The organism is Niallia circulans NBRC 13626 (assembly GCF_001591585.1).
GTDB classification, from domain to species: Bacteria; Bacillota; Bacilli; order Bacillales; family Cytobacillaceae; genus Niallia; species Niallia circulans.
In genome coordinates this window covers 41,233-59,386 of the sequence record NZ_BCVE01000008.1, presented here as the reverse complement: position 1 = coordinate 59,386, position 18,154 = coordinate 41,233, and the positions used below count along the sequence as shown (strand labels likewise).

Genomic DNA, 18,154 nt, shown 5'->3' with positions numbered 1-18,154 from the left:
ATTAATGGTCAATGCGCTAATTCCCATTATGGCTTGGAAAAAGTAATAGGTGTTTAATTTCTTTAAATGTTTTGGTTTACACACATAATTACTGGCGGTGCTGGCCATAATAATTTAAAAAGGGGGCTTGTTCATATGTTTTTTAATCGAAAAGGCGCGGAAGAAAAACCAGAAGAAGTGTTAATGAGTATGGAAGTATATGCATGTAATTCGTGTAACGGGTGGATGAGAAAGGATTATGCTACAGATGATCTACTTTGTCCTCTATGTGGAGATCAGACAACTGCAGAAATGAGAGAGCTTCCTCAAATCAGTAATTAACTCGTAAAACACGACAGCTTTATAAATTTACTTAATATTGTTGGGCTTAGTCGTGGAGATTTCCTATCCCATCTCCTTATTTGGAAAACTCTTCGACTTTCTTCAGAGAATATTCATGTCCCTCCATATCCCGCTATTCAATCTCTCCAAAGAACGAATGATTATGTGGCCGTTTAGTGTATGATTTATACAAAAATGCTTTCTTATCTGTTTTATTTGATTTACAATCAAATAGAATGCAAAAAATAGATTAGGAGGATTTTTTGTTTGTATAACTCCATATTAATTTTTATTAGTATCCTAATCGTATATATGGCATGCTATTCTTCGTTTGATTTATTTCAATTAGTGAAAAATGGAGAGAAAAATAGTAGATTTTTGTTTTTAGCAAGCACATTTACGATAGGCTTTGGTTTTTGGATTTTAAGTTTTATTGATATGATGATTAAAAATGTGTATGCAACTGCTAATTATAATATCCCTATCACTATCTTATCAATGGTAGTTGGCATATGTTTTAGTGGTATGGCATTTTATGCGCTATTAGATAAGGAAAAAAAGAAAAGAAGAATCTATGTATCTGCTTTCTTTTTTAGTCTTTCTTTATTATCAATATCCATCATTGGTTTTTATTCAATCGGCAGTACAGTATATTATCAAATTCCGCAATTATTTATCAGTTTTTTATTGTTATTTATAGTATTTTTTATTTCAATATGGTTATCATTTTATCCTGTTACAATTTCTGCCACTTTAAAAAAATGGGTACGGCCTGTATGTAGTTTATTAATGACGGGAGTATGTATGATTAGTCATTTTATTCTCTTAAGTGATGTAAGCGCACCAGAAGTGTCCGTTGTGAGAGATTCCTATCAAAGCAGCTTCATTATTTACATTGCGTTATTTGTCTCTGTATTAGTGTTAGGCGGATTAATTGGAACTAGTACCTTAATTCGAGAACGAATGGATGTAGGAGCAATCAATGTAAGAGATATGCAGCTTGCACTTGATGAGTCTGCAATCGTGGCTTTTACTGATGATAATGGAATGATTACATATGTAAACGATAAATTCGTGGAAGTCTCGAAGTATAGTCGTGAGGAACTGTTAGGACAAAATCATCGTATTTTGAATTCGGGTCATCATTCGCCTGAGTTTTTTCGAAAATTATGGAACACGATTAAAAGAGGGGAGATATGGAAAGGGGAGATACTCAATAAAGCAAAGGATGGTACGCTATATTGGGTTGATACCGTAATAGTCCCTTTTTTAAATAAGGAGGGGGCACCTTATCAGTATGTTGCAATCAGACGGGACATTACAGAGCAAAAAATGGTTCAGCATCAACTGGAAGAGTCTGTACGTGAAGTAAGTGACATTACCTATGCATTAGAACAATCAAGTATTATTGCTTTTACAGATAAAAGAGGGATTATTACAAATGTTAATTCTAAATTTTGTGAGATATCCGGATATAGTAGGCAGGAATTAATCGGAAAAACGCATCGTATTGTAAATTCTGGCTATCACTCAAAAGATTTTTTCCGAAATGTTTGGCAAACAATTGAAAAAGGGGAAATCTGGAAGGGGGAAATCCGAAATAAAAGGAAAGATGGCTCTTATTATTGGGTCGATACAACTATTGTCCCTTTTTTAGATAAAAATAATAAGCCTTATCAGTATTTAGCTATAAGAAATGATATTACGGAAAAGAAACGCACAGAAGAAGTTCTTCATCGACAAGATAAATTAGCAGCGATTGGTCAATTAGCAGCTGGTGTTGCTCATGAGATCCGTAACCCATTAACTTCTATAAAAGGATATGCGGAATTTTTGAGTATGGATGAAACCGAGAAAGATCGACAGGAATACTTTGAGATTATTTTAGATGAGATTGAAAGAGTAAACTCTATTGTAGAGGAATTCATGCTTCTTTCTAAGCCGACTGTTTCTGTCTTAGAGAAAAAACCGCTACTACCTATTATCGATAATGTTCTTTCTATTTTAGATTATCAGCTGCGAAAAAATAAAATTCAATTGAATCGATTTTACGAAGAGCCGAATCCTTTTGTAGAATGTGACGAGAATAAATTAAAACAGGTTTTCTTGAATTTTATAAAAAACGCTGTCGAAGCTATGCCTGACGGGGGCTCTATTGATATAAGCGTAAAAAAAGGAAAGGAAGATATTTCGATTATAATCAAAGACAGCGGAATCGGTATGTCAAAAGAGCAATTAAAAAAAATAGGTGAACCATTCTTTACAACAAAAAAAGAAGGCAATGGACTTGGATTAATGGTCAGTTTCAAAATAATTGAGAATTTAAATGGGAAAGTATATGTAGACAGTGAAATAAATAAAGGTACAAGCTTCCACATAACCTTGCCTTCCGTTCATTAAAAACTATGTTTGAAAAGAAAACAGGTATTAGTTTATAGATTATTCTGACGATTCGTATTGTGTTTGTTATTGGATTGTCATATACGTAATCGAATTAACAACTGCCTGTTCTTTTTTTTGGCGTTTTTCATGTTAAGATTATACCTGTTAGCTCAACTGGAGCTATTCTAGGAGGTATAAAAATGAAAAAAATCTTTTCTATTCTAACTTGTGCATCAATACTAACTACAGCTGCTCCGTTTGTAGGTGCAGAAGAAATGAAAGTAGAAAAAGGAGATACTCTTTGGTCTATTTCACAAGAAAAAAAGGTAAGTGTTGATGATATAAAAAGATGGAATGATTTAGATAGTGATATCATTAAGGCGGGTGATACACTTACTATTGAAGATGTAAAGAAATACACAGTAAAAGCGGGAGATAATCTATGGAAGATATCTCAAAAATATAATACAACTGTAGATCAGCTAAAGGAATGGAATAAGCTGAATAGTGATACAATACATAAGGATGACGTATTGATTGTTTCCAAAGAAGGTTCTGAACAAAACGCACCAGAATCAAAGCCACTAAACAAAGCAGTTAAAGCAGATAATACAGTAAAGGCTGAAAGTACAAATTCAGCAGCAAAAGAAATCACAGTAACCGCGACAGCATATACAGCAAATTGTGAAGGATGCTCTGGTGTTACAGCAACCGGAATTAATTTAAAGGATAATCCAGATAAAAAGGTTATTTCAGTTGATCCTAACGTAATTCCTCTAGGCTCTAAGGTCTATGTGGAAGGATATGGTACTGCAATTGCCGGAGACACAGGCGGAGCGATTAAAGGGAAGAAAATTGATGTATTTGTTCCATCTCAAGCGAAAGCATTAGAGTGGGGAAGAAAACAAGTTTCTGTAAAAATCCTTGATTAAGTTAAACGCTTGAAAGTATTCCAGCAAAAAAAATAAACCTAGACGATTATACGAATGTTTTTACTAGCAACTTCGTATAATTGTTTAGGTTTTTTATTTGTGTATAAAAAAATTACCATTTTATTTTTTTATCGTCTCATCTTTTTTAGAAGAAACGAAGAATCGCTGAATTGGCTGCGAGATGCTTTTTATATTGTTTTCTATTTTTTCCGCTAAATAATGTACTCTTTCAAAGATAACTTCTTTAAGATGGTCGAGCTGCCGACTGATTTTATTGACGCTCCCAGTTGTTTCTTTCATGCTTTCTAATAAGGTTTGCTGAAATATTTCGTGTAAATCCAACTTTTCTGCAATATGTTGATAGTTGGTTTCAGTTTCCGTGATTTTTGTTTTCACGTCTGCAGCAAGCTGATTAAATTCTTCCATTTTATTAGAAATCATCGAAATATCTTTCTCTTGAAAGGTTAACTGGTCAAATAGAGCTGTTTGCCGCAGAGATTCTTCCCTTGTTAATTCTTTTTGCTCTTCTGCTAGCAAGATAAGAGTGTCAAGTTGTGCTTCTATTGTGGATGTTTCATTATCTAAATCAGTAATTTTAGTTAAAAGATCCTTTGTAGCTGAATCATTAAGTTCTAATTTTGAATCGATTTCGTTAAAATGCTGAAGATGCTTCTTCTGTTTCTCAATCAAATCTTCCTGAAATTTATACCATAATGTCATTAATTGCTCATTTTGTTTGTGCTGTTTAAATAGATATTCCTGTAAATAATTGTGTTGGAAATGGGATTGATTATTTAAACTTTCAGCAGAAAGTTTGGGAAGATAAACTTTTGAAGAGTTGCTGTGGTGTTCCTTTGTAGGCATTTTCCCCCTCCTTTCTCCTTCTTTATTCTATTGGGAAAGAGAAAAAAGGGTGCAGAGGATAATTTTAAATAGAAGAAAATAGAAAGTATCTACATAAAGCATAACACAAGGGATCTGTATGTTCTTGCTATTTTCTTCTAGAAACTACATAAACGGAGGAATTCCTTTACTTATTTCTGATATTATGGATGTAATGGAGGCGATATCTTGATCGTCAATGTTAAACGTTTGTCTAATCTTATTTTCTAAATCTTTACTAACTCTTCGCTTTCCGACTTCCACTAAAGCAATTAATGCAAAGCTGCAATTTAAAACACGGGCAAAATCTCTCTGTGTCATTTCATAATTTTTCCTAATAAATTTAATAATTTCTTTATTCATAGTCCACCTCATTTAATTAAATAAAAGAATAAATAAGAAAGACGAAAAGAAGAATTTTTTAATCCAAGATATGAGAATTATAGTTGATAATCAAGAAAATGTAAATATATTATGCTAGTAAAAAACGAATACAAATATTTTGAAATATAATAATAATTTTTGTAATTTTTAGATAATTTGTTCAATCTATCTAATTACCACTTAGATTATTATTTAATTAGTCCAATGACATATAAAAAGGAAGGAATTAATATGATGTAATAACATCTAATGTTATAAAAAGTAACAATGATTTTCGATTCGACTAAAAATTTGATTGGAATGGGGGAGTTAGCGTGTCTTCCGATCATTATGCTGTTATTGATGCGGTTATTGCAACAGAAAAAAACAGTTATTTAGCGACAATTGTGAAGGTGGAAGGAACAGCCTACCGGAAAGAAGGAACTATGATGTTCATCACGGATGCCGGAAAAGAAAAGGGATTATTAACAGGCGGATGTGTAGAGCAGGATTTACTCGCAAGAATCGAAATGCAGCAAAAAGCTAAAGCTTTTTTAATGGAATACGATCTGCGTTCAGAAGATGATTTGACATGGGGGCAAGGCATTGGATGTGATGGGAAAATTTATATTATGGTTGAGCCGGTCACGCCGGCAACAAGCAAAGTTTTTCAGCAATTAAAATCACATATGCAAAAAGGAGAAAGTGTCAAACTTATTAAGAGTTTTCATAAATTAGATAATTTCCTTGTTAATACGGTCAGCCCACAAACAAAAACAGAAACAAATGTTGCATCTACTTCTTTTTTGGATACTGACAATAAGTATATATTTACCCAAGCTCTCTCTCCTCAACCAAGATTAATTATCTATGGAGCAGGACCAGATGTCAAACCAGTTGTCTCTTTTGCTAGCAAAGCCGGGTTTTATGTCATCTTATCTGATTGGCGAGAAGCTATTTGTTCAGCAGATAATTTCCCAGACGCAAAAGAATATCAAATAGGTTCTCCGACTCAGGTGCTGGCTGCAATAAAACCCTCAGAAGATGATTATGTACTATTGATGACACACAGCTTTAGTAAAGATCAAGAATTTGTACATTTACTTTTGGAACGAAGGGTAAAATTCTTTGGGTTATTAGGCTCCAAAAAGAGGTCGGAAAAATTATTGGCAGAAAAAATAAAGCCAGATTGGATCCACTATCCAGTCGGAATATCTATTCATTCAGAAAGCCCAGAAGAAATCGCCATTAGTATAACAGCACAATTAATTAAAATTAAAAATGAAAAGAATTCTCTTGTAGGTAAAATAGGATGATTACAGCCTTATATTTAGCTGCGGGGAATAGCAAGAGGATGGGAGAACATAAACTGTCCCTTCCTCTTCGGAATGAAACAGTTGGTAATCATGGATTATCTGTGTTGCTTACCTCGCCATTTGTTGATTATGTTTTTGTTATCGTTCAACCAGGCGATCACTTAAACTGGATAACACCTGCTAATAAACTCTTTTTGAATGGAAAAAAAGGGAAAGTAATTACTTGTGACGAAGCGTCTCTAGGGCAATCATATTCTTTAAAAAAAGGTTTTAAAGCAGCTATCGAGCAACAGGCAGAAAAGATTCTTGTATGTTTAGCAGATCAGCCTTTTATTACCCATGAAATGATTGATAAAATCGTGACTACTCCATTACTTCCTCCATATAAATATGTAGCAAGCATGCATAAGGGGGTTTACAATCCGCCGATTTTATTCCATCCGAGCGCGATATCAGATATAAACTACTTAGAAGGAGATATAGGAGCTAGAAAATTATTGCAAGATGGCATTATGCATGGGGAAAAGATTGAATTTTCTGAAGAAGAATATTTTATTGATATTGATACAAAAAATGATTATGAAAAAGTGCTGAAAAGGAGGGAATAACATGCATGTTTCAACTCTCAATTATCCGACTACTGTGGAAATACCTACCACCTTATCTGCTATTAATAAATGGAATGAATCAAATTATGCCTTTATCTCCGGTGGAACAATCCTTCAAGTAAATTGGGAAGCAGGTCAGGACAAACCAAACCACCTTATTAGTACAGAAAAATTAATGGAGTTAAAAGGAATCTCAGAAGTAGAACTAGATGGCCAATTCTTTTTGCAGATTGGTGCAGGCATGTCTATTTCTGAATGTTTAACCAGCGTATTAATGCAAGAAAAGGCTCCGCTTATAGTAGAGGCCTGTGAGAAAATAGCGGCTCCTGCAATTCGTAACAGAGGAACAATTGGCGGAAATATATGCAGCAAAATTGGTGATAGCATTCCTGCTTTATTAGTTTTGGAGGCACTATTAACTTTTTTTAATGGCAAGGAGACCTACTTAATCACATTAAAGGATTGGCTGGCATCAAAAAAGCGGCCATCATCCGAATTGTTAACAAAAGTACTCATACCAATAGCAGCACGAAAGCTAGAAACATATTCTTTTTTTAGAAAGATTGGTAGACGGGCCAGTTTTACAGCTGCAATTATATCGATTGCAGGGTATCTAGAATTTGAAGAAAAAAATATAAAGACCATAAAAATTGCGATTGGCGGAGGCAGTCACATTCCGACTCGTCTTACAAGCACAGAAAGGGAGATTACCCGCTCGCAGAGTCCTATTGATTGGTCCCGAATCTCTAAAGTCATTCAGGAAGACTTCCTATCTTATACAGATCCCTTTATAACAGAAGCGTATCGCAAAAAAGTCGCAGCAAACGTAATAATTGCTAATATGAAAGAATTACTTTAATAGAAAAAGAAGGGAGTTGTTTAGATGATCCTTGATAACGAAAGCGCTGGTAGTCGTTGGAAAATAAGAAGAGACGGTGTGCCTAAGGTGACTGGAAAACTTAAGTATTTAACTGACTTAACGTTTCCTAATATGCTTTATGGAACCGTTCTTAGAAGTGAATATCCTCATGCAGAAATTGAATCAATCGATACTAAAGAAGCAGAAGAGCTTGCTGGGGTTTTTGCTGTTATCACTTATAAGGATGTACCAGGCTTAAATGGCTTTGGGATTGTTATACAGGATCAGCCGGTCTTTTGTGAAGAGAAAGTCAGATATGTAGGCGACGCAATTGCCGCTGTTGCGGCTAGAACAAAGGAAATTGCACAACAAGCCATTTCTTTAATTAAAGTAAAATATCAGCCATTGCAGATAATCACAGATCCAGATGAAGCCTTAAAAGACACTGCAATCAGGCTGCATAAAGAAGGAAATCTCCTTCATCAGGCTGCTTTTAAGAAGGGAGAAAGTAATATAGAAGAAGCCTTTAATAAGTGCGAATGGATCATAGAAGGAACGTATCAGACACCAAGACAAATGCATGCTTATATGGAAACGGAAGGGGGTGTAGCTGTACCAGATGAAGCAGGAGGCATTACCATTTATGCACCAACCCAGCATGGTTTTAAAGATCAGCTGCAGCTTTCTCGAATTTTAGCACTCCCACTGGAAAAAATCCGGATTATTTCTAGCCCGATTGGAGGCTCCTTTGGAGGGAAGGACGAATTAAATGTTCAACCATATATCAGCTTGCTGGCATTAAAAACACAGCGGCCAGTGAAAATACATCAATCAAGAAGAATATCGATTAAGGCCGGTTTAAAAAGACATCCAATGAAAATCTATATGAAGACAGGTGCTGACGTATCTGGAAAAATAATCGCCCACCAAGTAAAGATTACTGCAGATACTGGTGCATATGCTACTTTAGGACCTGCAGTACTTGACTTTGCTGTAGAGCATAGTGCTGGACCATATATAATCGAAAATATAGATGTTAAAGGCTACTCTGTTTATACAAATAACGGTGTTGCCGGTGAATTCAGAGGATTTGGCGGCAATCAAATCACCTTTGCATTAGAAACGCAAATTGAAAGATTAGCAGAAAAAGCCAGAATAGATTCAACCAAATTACGCTTCACTAATTTACGTAAGACAGAAGATTTTGGTCCGGTGGACCAGCCTATTGTTCCAACAAATGGCGCTTATGCTGTCCTTACTGAAATTACCAAGTCAGCAATTCTTCAAAAGGACTTGGTCACAAATCCTATGAATGGAGATAAGAAAATAAAAGGAAGGGGATATAGTATTACCATGCATGGAGGGGGATTGGGATATGGAAGAGCAGATGCTTCTGGTGCCCGACTGGCTTTAAACAGTGCTGGGAAAATAGAGGTATCTTTTGGATTTGAAGAATGTGGGCAAGGATTAATTCCAACCATTGATATGATTATGGCAGATACCTTTCTTTGCGAACCTAGTGATATCGAAATTACTATTGGCGATACGGCTAAAGTTCCCCACTCTGGCTCTTCTACTGCCTCACGAGCAACAAATATGGTGTGGCTTGGTATCAATAAATTAAAAGGTCCATTTAGCGAAAAACTACTTACATTGGCAGAAAAACAAACTAAATGTCCGAAAGAAAGCTTATTTCTTGGTAAAAATGGCATTTGGAAAAACGCAGAAGAGAACGAGGAACCAGCGCTTATTCTTCCATATAAACAGTTAGCAGAATCATGTGAAGAGCTGCCAACTGTTTCAGTAAGCTACCACTTTCCTACTACCCCAAACTCTATTGATGGTGGTCATTTTTTATATACTTTTGCCGGTGTAGCAGCCGAGGTCGAAATAGATTTGTTATCTGGAAGCGTAGCAGTAACTAGGATGGATCATGTTATTTCAGCTGGACCTGTAGTGAACCCAATGGGATATTTAGGGCAAATTGAAGGGGGAGCTAATATGGGGTTAGGATTTACGATTATGGAGGATGCAGTTATGGAAAATGGCCGCTATATGAATGAAAATTTTGATACGTATCTTATCCCAACGATATTAGACATCCCGATAGAGACAACTGTTACTGCAATAGAAGAATTAGTCCCTGGAGATGACTATGGGCCAAGAGGGGTTGGCGAAATTGGCACAGTTGCTGTTGCTCCAGCTATCATTTCCGCCATTCATGACGCTGCAGGAATATGGCTTAATCAACTCCCAGTGAAAGCGGATATACTATTGCAAGCACTGGAACGACAAGGTTTACGAGAATAGGAGGGGGCATATGGATACAAAAAAAATTATGGAAAAAACCACTTTTAAGGTAAATGGAGAATCTTTAACGCTAAGTCTTCCTCCAACATTTCGCCTTGTTGATATCCTTCGGGATGTTTTATCTCTTACTGGGACGAAAATAGCTTGTGAGGCTGGCAGGTGTGGTGCCTGCTCAGTCATTATGAACGGAAAGCTGGTGAATTCCTGTTTAGTAATGGCATATCAATTGGAAAATGCTGAAATCTTAACGATCGAAAGCTTAGCAGAGAAAAACCTTCATCCTATTCAAGAAGCATTTTTAGAGGCAGGCGCACTACAGTGTGGTTACTGTACTCCTGGAATGGTAATGGCATTAAAAAGTTTACTAGATGAAAACGAACAGCCCTCTAGAGAGGAAGTACTGGCTGCATTATCTGGAAACCTTTGTCGCTGTACAGGATATGAAGGAATTTTAAGAGCTGTTGCGTTGTTAACTAATAAAAGGGAAGGGCAGGGATCAATAAATGTATACGATAGCAGAAATTAATCAAATGAATCGACAGGAATTCATTGAAAAGATCGGCTGGGTGTTTGAGCATAGTCCGTGGATTGCCAATAAAACATGGAAATATCACCCTTTTCCAAGCTTAAATACCCTCTATCAACTAATGGTACAGGCAGTAACAGAAGCACCAATTGAAGATCAGCTTGATTTAATCCGAGCACATCCAGATTTAGGCGCGAAGTTACAAATGACTTCCTCTTCGAGTAAGGAACAAAAGGGTGCTGGCTTGAATCAATTATCGCAGCAAGAATTCATGCAATTTGCAGCCTTAAATAAAGCCTATTCTGAAAAATTCGGCTTTCCGTTTATCTTAGCTGTCAAAGGTCATACAAAGGATTCCATTTATCAGTCCATGAAAGAACGCATCAACCACACAAAGGAAGAGGAATTTCAAACTGCATTAATCGAGATATTTGCCATATCGAAATACCGATTAGAGGAAATAGTCGAATTAGAAACAGAAGGACAAGGTGCATAGACTATGAAAACGGGCATAACAACTCATGTATTAGATTTATCCAATGGGAAACCAGGAAAAGGGATCAAAGTTGAGCTTTGGAGATTGCAAGATTCAGAAAGAATTTTTTTAGCAAGCGGAATAACCAATCAAGACGGCAGAGTCGACACTATCCTATTAGAAAAAATAGAGACAGGAGAATTTGAATTAGTATTTTATATACAAGAGTATTTTGGTCATTCAAAAGAACAACACCCATTTTTTACGACGATTCCTATTCGTTTTTATACAGATGAAACCCAACTGCATTATCATATCCCTTTATTATTATCTGGCTGGGGATATCAAACCTATCGGGGGAGCTGATGACTTGGAGGATTTAGATTTAATCATTCAAAATGGATTCCTTGTAAATGAGGAAACAGTCTATAAAGCAGATGTTGGAGTGAAGAATGGAAAAATAGCGATAGTTGGTTCAGGCATTAATGGAAATAATGCTACAAAAACTTACAATGCGGATGGTCTATATCTATTTCCAGGGGTTATCGATTCACATGTCCATTTTAACGAGCCGGGAAGAAGTGACTGGGAAGGGCTTGAATCAGGCAGCAAAAGCTTAGCTGCTGGTGGAGGAACGTTATTTTTTGATATGCCTCTTAATAGTCATCCACCTACAATAACAGAATATGGTTTCCAGCAAAAAGAAAGGCTAGCTAAGAAAAAATCAGTTATTGATTACCGTTTATGGGGAGGAATTGTTCCTGGTAATTATAATGAGATTGAAAAATTAGTAAAATGTGGTGTCATTGGTTTTAAAGCATTTATGTCGAATAGCGGGATAGAAGATTTTCAAAGCGCTGATGACCGCACTTTATATCAAGCGATGAAAAAAATCGCAGCTTTACATAGTATCTTAGCCGTTCATGCAGAAAGTGATACGATTACAGAGTTTTTAAGCAAGGAAATCATCCATCAACAGACTAATATAGGCCTTGCTTTTTCCAATGCAAGACCTATCTTTTCGGAAGTGGAGGCTGTTCAGCGGATCATTGCATATGCCGAAGCCACTAGATGTAAGGTGCACATCGTTCACATCACAAGTTCTAAAGTATTGGAACCAATAATTGTCGCAAAGCGGCGGGGGCTGGACATAAGCGTTGAAACATGTCCTCATTATTTATCATTAACAATCGATGACTTAGAAGAATTAGGAGCCGTCGCAAAATGCGCTCCACCGCTACGCTCTGATAACGAAGTAGATGACTTGTGGGAAGCAATCAAACGAGAGGAAATTGATATGATTGGATCAGATCATTCACCATCGCTTCCATCCATGAAAAATGGCAATTTATTAGAAGCATGGGGTGGGATTGCCGGCTGTCAAACGACACTGTCTGTTTTATTAGAAGAAGGCTATTGGAAACGAGGAATTTCTCTTCCGATTATCGCAAAAATAACAAGTACAAACCCAGCTAAACGTTTCGGGCTCTATCCACAAAAAGGAAGTATCACAAATGGAAGTGATGCAGATATAGCTATTGTTGATTTAAATGAAACCTATACACTCCAAAAGGAAGATCTGTATTATAAGCATAAAATAAGCCCTTATATAGGCAAAACGTTTAGGGGGAAAGTGAAAGCAACTATTTGCAAAGGAGAAATAGTTTATTCAACTCTTAATAGATAGCAAGACTTTCACAATTTATTTATGAGAATACAGGAGAATTCAGTGTCTGTAATTAACCATGATTGAGGAGGAAAAACCTCTAATCATGGATTGTTTTGTTTCCTTTTGTATAGAAAGTATTTATTTGGCCGATGAAAACCACTTATATCATCTTTTCCGCAAAAAGTGGCGTTCATTTGTTGAATGAAAACCACTTATGCCATCTTTTCCATAAAAAGTGACGTTCATTTGTTGAATGAAAACCACTTATGCCATCTTTTCCATAAAAAGTGGCGTTCATTTGTTGAATGAAAACCACTTATGCCATCTTTTCCATAAAAAGTGACGTTCATCTGGAGAATGAAAACCACTTATATCATCTCTTTCACAAAAAGCAGCGTTCATCTTCCTTAAATGCACCTTCCCTTATCGACAATTAATTTTTCCGTAACCACAACAAAATACGAATTATTAATAATCTAACTTAATAAACGTTCGGAAATAGAGAAAAAAAGACTTGAATAGAAGAGCTTTTTACGATATTATGCAGAATAAAGGAATAATTAATTGTTTAGGGGGATTGGCAATCGTGTTAGGAGCACCAAATACTTCACAAGCAAGAAAGATTATGTTATTAGGTTCAGGAGAATTGGGTAAAGAGGTGATTATCGGAGCGCAGCGGCTGGGACTAGAAACAATCGCAGTCGATCGTTATGATCATGCACCAGCTAGTCATGCTGCCCACCGCTCATATACAATAGATATGATTGACGGTAATCAATTAAAAGCAATAATTGAAAAAGAAAAACCGGATCTTATTGTTCCTGAAATTGAGGCGATTGCTACTAGTGCGCTAGTGGAGCTGGAAGAAGAGGGGTATTCGGTAGTTCCAACTGCTAAGGCCACCTATTTAACGATGGATCGCGAAGGTATTAGAAGATTAGCAAGTGAAACGTTGAACATACCGACAGCAAAATATGCCTTTGCCAATAACATTTCGGAATTGAAAGATGCTGTACAGAATATAGGCTTTCCGTGTGTAATAAAGCCAGTCATGAGCTCTTCTGGGAAAGGTCAAAGTATTTGCCGAAGCATAGATGGAATAGAATCTTGCTGGAAAGAAGCTGTTGATGGAGGAAGAGGGAAGAAAACAAGAGTCATAGTAGAAGAGTTTATTGCATTTGAATCAGAGATTACACTTTTAACCGTTCGTTCAGTTAATGGCACAATCTTTTGTCCCCCAATTGGACATACCCAAAAAGACGGAGATTATATAGAATCATGGCAGCCGCATTTCATGTCTGCTGAGCAATTAAATGAGGCAGAAATGATTGCTAAGAAAATTACAGATAGTCTGGGTGGTTATGGAATTTTTGGTGTGGAGTTATTTTTAACAGAAAATGGAGTTTATTTTAGTGAAGTCTCACCTCGCCCTCATGATACTGGAATGGTAACAATGATTACTCAAGACTTATCTGAATTTGCTTTACATGTTAGAGCCATTCTAGGATATCCAGTTACAGGAGTGAAGCTGCATAGCCCAGGTGCTAGTAAAACATTAAAAGCAACTGAAGAAAGTAACGACTACTTAATTCAGGGGATAGAAGAAACGTTATCATTTGAAAATACTCAAATACGCATTTTTGGAAAACCAAAGACGACAGAGGGGCGAAGAATGGCAGTAATATTGCATACAAATGAAACGGTTGAATTAGCGTTAGAAGGGGTAAGAAAAGCTGTTGCGCCACTTTCCATCACCTATTCTAGCTAATTAGAAAATGCAATTAGTGATAATTTATAAATAAACACAATAGGGGTCTTACAATGAAAACAAAAAATCGTTGGCTTATTGCTTTATCTGCAGTCGGTATTCATATTTCAATCGGATCTGTATACGCATGGAGTGTGTTTACAAAGCCGCTTGAGTCACAGTTTAATTGGACATTAACGAGCATTTCCTGGACTTTTAGTATTGCTATTTTATTTTTAGGATTATCTGCTGCCTTTTTAGGGCATTTTGTTGAAAAATACGGACCGCGAACTTCTGGTATGTTGTCCGCTTGTATGTTCGGTTTGGGGATGGCTGGTGCTGGTTTTGCAATAAGCATCGAATCTTTACCGCTTCTTTACATTACCTATGGAATATTTGGGGGGATTGGATTAGGAGTCGGTTATATTACTCCTGTTTCAACATTGGTTAAGTGGTTCCCGGATCGCAGAGGCTTGGCAACTGGATTAGCGATTATGGGATTCGGTTTTGCTGCGATGATCAGCAGTCCAGTTATGAATTATTTAATTAATACAGCTGGTATAGCTAATACATTTTATATTCTTGCAGCTGTTTATTTTGTTATCATATTTGTTTCAGCACAATATTTAGAAGCACCGCCAAAAGGATTTATGCCAAAAGGTTTTCAGCAATCAGTTGAAGCTGGAAATGGAAAAGGGAAGAAAGATTTATCACAATTAACAGCTAATGAAGCCGTAAAAACGAAACGATTTTGGGCGTTGTGGATTATGTTATTTATTAACATTACTTGTGGGATTGCTATTCTTGCTGTTGCTTCGCCCATGGGGCAGGAATTGGCCGGCATGTCAGTTGCAGGTGCAGCAACACTAGTTGGGATTATGGGTGTATTTAATGGAATTGGAAGAATTGCCTGGGCTGCAATTTCTGACTATATTGGCAGACCCAATGTATATACTTTATTTTTTGCTATCCAAGTAGTAGCATTCTTTGCATTACCACATTTACATCATTATATTGCCTTTTCCATTATTGTATTTATTATTATGTCTTGCTATGGCGGTGGATTCGCGTCAATCCCAGCTTATATTGGAGATATATTCGGTACAAAACAGTTAGGGGCAATTCATGGTTATATTCTTACAGCTTGGTCTGCTGCAGGTGTTGCTGGACCTAGCATTGTATCATGGATTCGCGATACAACAGGAAGCTATCAAGGAACATTGCTTGTTTTCTCTTGTATGTTTATTATATCTCTGGCAGTTTCCTTGCTTATTCGTATAGATATTCGTAGATTAGAAGAAATGAATAGATCGGCGACAGAAAGTAATAGCTTCTAATAGTATTTAAATAGGACTTATCACGTTTGTTACATCTTAAATCTTCTCAAACGTAATAAGTCTTTTTTCTATATCTTAGTCTTTCCAAGTATACGGATAAGTAGTATAGTAGGTTCATTGGAAATTTGTAGCTTAGGTAGGGGAATTTAGAGAATGGAAAATTTTAATACGCAGTTTTTGTATTCCGTGATTATTATTGGCATTGGATATTTCTTTAAACAAAGAAATATTATTAAAGAAAAAGATGGCGAAGGTCTTGCAAGGATCATTTTCAATATTACTTTACCTTGTTTAATCATCACCACCTTACATAATGTTATAATTGAAAAATCTTTGTTAATATTGGTATTTCTTGGTTTATTCTATGGTGTTCTTATTTCCATAATTGGACTATTTCTTTTCCGAAATGAAGCGAATAAGCAAAAAGGCATGTTAGGCATGCTGATTCCTGGATTTAACATTGGTATCTTTGCATATCCTTTGGTGCAAGGTATATGGGGGGCTGAAGGGATAAAATATTTTGGTATGTTCGATATCGGAAATGCCATTGTTACTTTCGGAATTAGTTATTTAATTGGTAGCTATTATTCACAAGAAGGGTCCGTACTTTCAGCGAAGCAAGTGGTAGGGAAGCTGGGACGGTCTATCCCGCTGATGACCTATGTATTTATTTTCTTCATTAGTATTGTAGGTTTCGAGATACCCCATCAGATAATTGATGTGACATCTACAATATCGAAGGCGAATATGCCACTCTCTTTATTGCTTCTCGGTATTTATTTGAACTTTTCTTTTGAAAAGAATCACTGGAAAGGGATTGGAAGGGTACTCGGAATACGGTACGGGACAGGTCTTTTTTTAGGCGTGCTAGCATATTTTTTATGGCCAGCAGAAGATATGTTTCGTTATACCATTTTAATCTGCTTAATCTTGCCAATGGCATCAAGCGTTTTACCGTATAGTGTGGAGTTTAAATATAACCAACGTTTTGTTGGAACTGCTGCTAATTTATCGATAGTTATTAGTTTTTTCTTAATTTGGATGATTGGTAATTTAATTGTGTAATTATAAAGTTTACTAATCATAAAAACGAGGCTGGAATCAATTTTCCAGCCTCATTTTTTATTCTGTCACGAAGTTTTCGGTATAATATGGTTGGGATTTATTGTTAAAGGCAACCCCAACGCCGAGTGAGGCGAAATCTTTTTGCAGGATATTTTCCCGATGGCCGATTGAATTCATTAAGCCTTCGTGAGCAAATATACTGCTGTTTTGGCCATAAGCCAAATTCTCCCCGGCTATAGTGTAACGGATGCCATCGTTCAGCATGCGATCAAATGGAGATTCACCCTCCAGATTAGTGTGGCTGAAATAATTATTTTCTGCCATATCCAAACTATGTTTTCGAGCTGTATCACGAACTGCCTCATCCCAAGTCAGCGGTTTTAAATGGTTATTGACACGACTGGCATTGGTTAAATCAAATAATTGATATTCAAAGCCTTCTTTTAAGTTCTCGTTTCCTTCCACATAAAAATCCTTGCGATTTTCTTCCAGAGAAGAGCTGACAATTTGTAGAGCAGTAACGCTGTTATTTTCATGTTTATCAAAGAATACTGTTACATATGAGTCATCAAGTCTGAATACTTCGTAATCTCTGTCCTCTGCCATTTTATAAAAAACAAGTCCTTTTCTTATCTCTGTTAACGGTTTTCCTAATGTTTTTAAGACAACTTCTTTCTTTGTTCCTTTTTTAATCCCATTTGTTGAAGCAATTAAATCTTGATTGGTATATAAGGCTTCTACTTGATTATGTTCATCATAGCCTACCATAACAAAATTGTGATAATTTTGATGATAGGCATACCAAGAGATGCCGTATTCATTGATTGTTTCCCGTTTTGGTGATCCCAGTGACTTTTCAACCGACTTTTTATCATCGCCGAGAGATATATTATGAATCGAAAAAGGATGGTCTTGCGGTGTAACTAATTCTGGTTTATCAATTTCTTCAGTATCTTCAGTATCTTCAGTATCTCCTTCAATATTCCAGTCAGGTAATATATCCTCTGCATTTTTAAAAAAGGATTTTATGTTTTCAAACTCATCAGTAAAGGATTGGAAAAAGGAAGTGATCGAATCTTGATTTATGCGATTTTCCATGGAACTAGAAGGTTTGCTTTCTTCAGCATTATGTCCATTGTCTTTAAAATAAAAATTATATGCTCCATATATAAGGAGAATGGTAATAACCCATTTTAATAGTCTAATCATTGATAGTAACCTCCAATAGTCTTCTAATTATAACCAAAAAAATTAGGTTTAAAACTATTTTATCTGGGTATATTGAGATAGATTGTTTTTCACTTTTTATCCTATTTAATTATTATACCATGCCATTACGTCCTAATTGGTTTGTCTAGACTG

The 18,154-nt window shown here is 36.0% G+C and carries 17 protein-coding genes; 14 read left to right on the top strand and 3 right to left on the bottom strand.

The window, feature by feature from the left end; genetic code table 11:
* The first annotated feature begins 66 nt into the window (after positions 1-66).
* The 3 genes from BCI01S_RS11990 to BCI01S_RS11980 all read left to right on the top strand — a co-directional run bounded on the left by BCI01S_RS11990 (position 67) and on the right by BCI01S_RS11980 (position 3,635).
* Positions 67-321: a cold-inducible protein YdjO-related protein gene (locus BCI01S_RS11990; RefSeq protein WP_235844491.1), complete on the top strand. Its 255-nt coding sequence runs from the start codon at positions 67-69 to the stop codon at positions 319-321.
* A 267-nt stretch (positions 322-588) separates the two neighbouring features.
* Complete coding sequence (locus BCI01S_RS11985) at positions 589-2,721, top strand: PAS domain S-box protein (protein WP_235844490.1); 2,133 nt, start codon at positions 589-591, stop codon at positions 2,719-2,721.
* A 182-nt stretch (positions 2,722-2,903) separates the two neighbouring features.
* Positions 2,904-3,635 (top strand): 3D domain-containing protein, encoded by a 732-nt coding sequence (locus BCI01S_RS11980; RefSeq protein ID WP_061798853.1) that lies wholly within the window; start codon positions 2,904-2,906, stop codon positions 3,633-3,635.
* Positions 3,636-3,755: 120 nt separating this feature from the next.
* On the opposite strand, the gene BCI01S_RS11975 is transcribed toward BCI01S_RS11980, so the two are convergent.
* Positions 3,756-4,499: a hypothetical protein gene (locus BCI01S_RS11975; protein WP_061798852.1), complete on the bottom strand. Its 744-nt coding sequence runs from the start codon at positions 4,497-4,499 to the stop codon at positions 3,756-3,758.
* Between the two features lie 144 nt (positions 4,500-4,643).
* Positions 4,644-4,880 carry a helix-turn-helix domain-containing protein gene (locus tag BCI01S_RS11970; protein ID WP_047943419.1) on the bottom strand — a complete coding sequence of 79 codons (237 nt, stop codon included), beginning with the start codon at positions 4,878-4,880 and terminating at the stop codon, positions 4,644-4,646.
* A 335-nt stretch (positions 4,881-5,215) separates the two neighbouring features.
* On the opposite strand from BCI01S_RS11970, the gene BCI01S_RS11965 reads away from it, so the two are divergent.
* The 11 genes from BCI01S_RS11965 (at position 5,216) to BCI01S_RS11915 (ending at position 16,792) form a co-directional block, all read left to right on the top strand.
* Positions 5,216-6,196, top strand: a complete 981-nt coding sequence (locus BCI01S_RS11965; protein WP_047943420.1) for an XdhC family protein — start codon at positions 5,216-5,218, stop codon at positions 6,194-6,196.
* On the top strand, positions 6,193-6,804 hold the full coding sequence (locus BCI01S_RS11960) for a nucleotidyltransferase family protein (RefSeq protein ID WP_047943421.1): 612 nt from the start codon (positions 6,193-6,195) through the stop codon (positions 6,802-6,804). Before BCI01S_RS11965 ends, BCI01S_RS11960 begins: the two co-directional genes overlap by 4 nt.
* A gap of 1 nt (position 6,805) precedes the next feature.
* Positions 6,806-7,663, top strand: a complete 858-nt coding sequence (locus BCI01S_RS11955) for an FAD binding domain-containing protein (RefSeq protein WP_047943422.1) — start codon at positions 6,806-6,808, stop codon at positions 7,661-7,663.
* Between the two features lie 24 nt (positions 7,664-7,687).
* Complete coding sequence (gene pucD, locus BCI01S_RS11950; RefSeq protein WP_047943423.1) at positions 7,688-9,973, top strand: xanthine dehydrogenase subunit D; 2,286 nt, start codon at positions 7,688-7,690, stop codon at positions 9,971-9,973.
* A gap of 10 nt (positions 9,974-9,983) precedes the next feature.
* Positions 9,984-10,499, top strand: a complete 516-nt coding sequence (locus BCI01S_RS11945; protein WP_047943424.1) for a (2Fe-2S)-binding protein — start codon at positions 9,984-9,986, stop codon at positions 10,497-10,499.
* Positions 10,477-10,995, top strand: coding sequence for a 2-oxo-4-hydroxy-4-carboxy-5-ureidoimidazoline decarboxylase (gene uraD / locus BCI01S_RS11940; protein WP_047943425.1), 519 nt, complete (start codon positions 10,477-10,479; stop codon positions 10,993-10,995). The genes BCI01S_RS11945 and uraD overlap by 23 nt, the downstream gene beginning before the upstream one ends.
* Before the next feature lie 3 nt (positions 10,996-10,998).
* Positions 10,999-11,340, top strand: a complete 342-nt coding sequence (uraH, locus tag BCI01S_RS11935; protein WP_061798850.1) for a hydroxyisourate hydrolase — start codon at positions 10,999-11,001, stop codon at positions 11,338-11,340.
* A gap of 4 nt (positions 11,341-11,344) precedes the next feature.
* Complete coding sequence (locus BCI01S_RS11930; protein WP_047943427.1) at positions 11,345-12,661, top strand: allantoinase; 1,317 nt, start codon at positions 11,345-11,347, stop codon at positions 12,659-12,661.
* A 568-nt stretch (positions 12,662-13,229) separates the two neighbouring features.
* The gene (gene purT, locus BCI01S_RS11925) at positions 13,230-14,411 is read left to right on the top strand and encodes a formate-dependent phosphoribosylglycinamide formyltransferase (RefSeq protein ID WP_061798848.1); all 1,182 of its coding nucleotides are present in this window, start codon (positions 13,230-13,232) and stop codon (positions 14,409-14,411) included.
* 53 nt (positions 14,412-14,464) lie between these two features.
* The gene (locus BCI01S_RS11920) at positions 14,465-15,727 is read left to right on the top strand and encodes an L-lactate MFS transporter (RefSeq protein WP_047943429.1); all 1,263 of its coding nucleotides are present in this window, start codon (positions 14,465-14,467) and stop codon (positions 15,725-15,727) included.
* 153 nt (positions 15,728-15,880) lie between these two features.
* Positions 15,881-16,792, top strand: coding sequence for an AEC family transporter (locus tag BCI01S_RS11915; RefSeq protein WP_047943430.1), 912 nt, complete (start codon positions 15,881-15,883; stop codon positions 16,790-16,792).
* 57 nt (positions 16,793-16,849) lie between these two features.
* Here BCI01S_RS11915 and BCI01S_RS11910 read toward each other — a convergent pair whose 3' ends face one another.
* On the bottom strand, positions 16,850-18,001 hold the full coding sequence (locus BCI01S_RS11910) for a CAP domain-containing protein (RefSeq protein WP_061798844.1): 1,152 nt from the start codon (positions 17,999-18,001) through the stop codon (positions 16,850-16,852).
* Positions 18,002-18,154: the final 153 nt, after the last annotated feature.

What these genes read in the sequence shown, in the direction of transcription:
- BCI01S_RS11980 (WP_061798853.1), top strand. Translation starts at nt 2,904, where the DNA reads ATGAAAAAAATCTTTTCTATTCTAACTTGTGCATCAATACTAACTACA.
- BCI01S_RS11990 (WP_235844491.1), top strand. Translation starts at nt 67, where the DNA reads ATGTTTTGGTTTACACACATAATTACTGGCGGTGCTGGCCATAATAAT.
- BCI01S_RS11960 (WP_047943421.1), top strand. Translation starts at nt 6,193, where the DNA reads ATGATTACAGCCTTATATTTAGCTGCGGGGAATAGCAAGAGGATGGGA.
- pucD (WP_047943423.1), top strand. Translation starts at nt 7,688, where the DNA reads ATGATCCTTGATAACGAAAGCGCTGGTAGTCGTTGGAAAATAAGAAGA.
- BCI01S_RS11975 (WP_061798852.1), bottom strand. Translation starts at nt 4,499, where the DNA reads ATGCCTACAAAGGAACACCACAGCAACTCTTCAAAAGTTTATCTTCCC.
- BCI01S_RS11910 (WP_061798844.1), bottom strand. Translation starts at nt 18,001, where the DNA reads ATGATTAGACTATTAAAATGGGTTATTACCATTCTCCTTATATATGGA.
- BCI01S_RS11945 (WP_047943424.1), top strand. Translation starts at nt 9,984, where the DNA reads ATGGATACAAAAAAAATTATGGAAAAAACCACTTTTAAGGTAAATGGA.
- BCI01S_RS11970 (WP_047943419.1), bottom strand. Translation starts at nt 4,880, where the DNA reads ATGAATAAAGAAATTATTAAATTTATTAGGAAAAATTATGAAATGACA.
- uraD (WP_047943425.1), top strand. Translation starts at nt 10,477, where the DNA reads ATGTATACGATAGCAGAAATTAATCAAATGAATCGACAGGAATTCATT.
- BCI01S_RS11915 (WP_047943430.1), top strand. Translation starts at nt 15,881, where the DNA reads ATGGAAAATTTTAATACGCAGTTTTTGTATTCCGTGATTATTATTGGC.
- BCI01S_RS11955 (WP_047943422.1), top strand. Translation starts at nt 6,806, where the DNA reads ATGCATGTTTCAACTCTCAATTATCCGACTACTGTGGAAATACCTACC.
- uraH (WP_061798850.1), top strand. Translation starts at nt 10,999, where the DNA reads ATGAAAACGGGCATAACAACTCATGTATTAGATTTATCCAATGGGAAA.
- BCI01S_RS11920 (WP_047943429.1), top strand. Translation starts at nt 14,465, where the DNA reads ATGAAAACAAAAAATCGTTGGCTTATTGCTTTATCTGCAGTCGGTATT.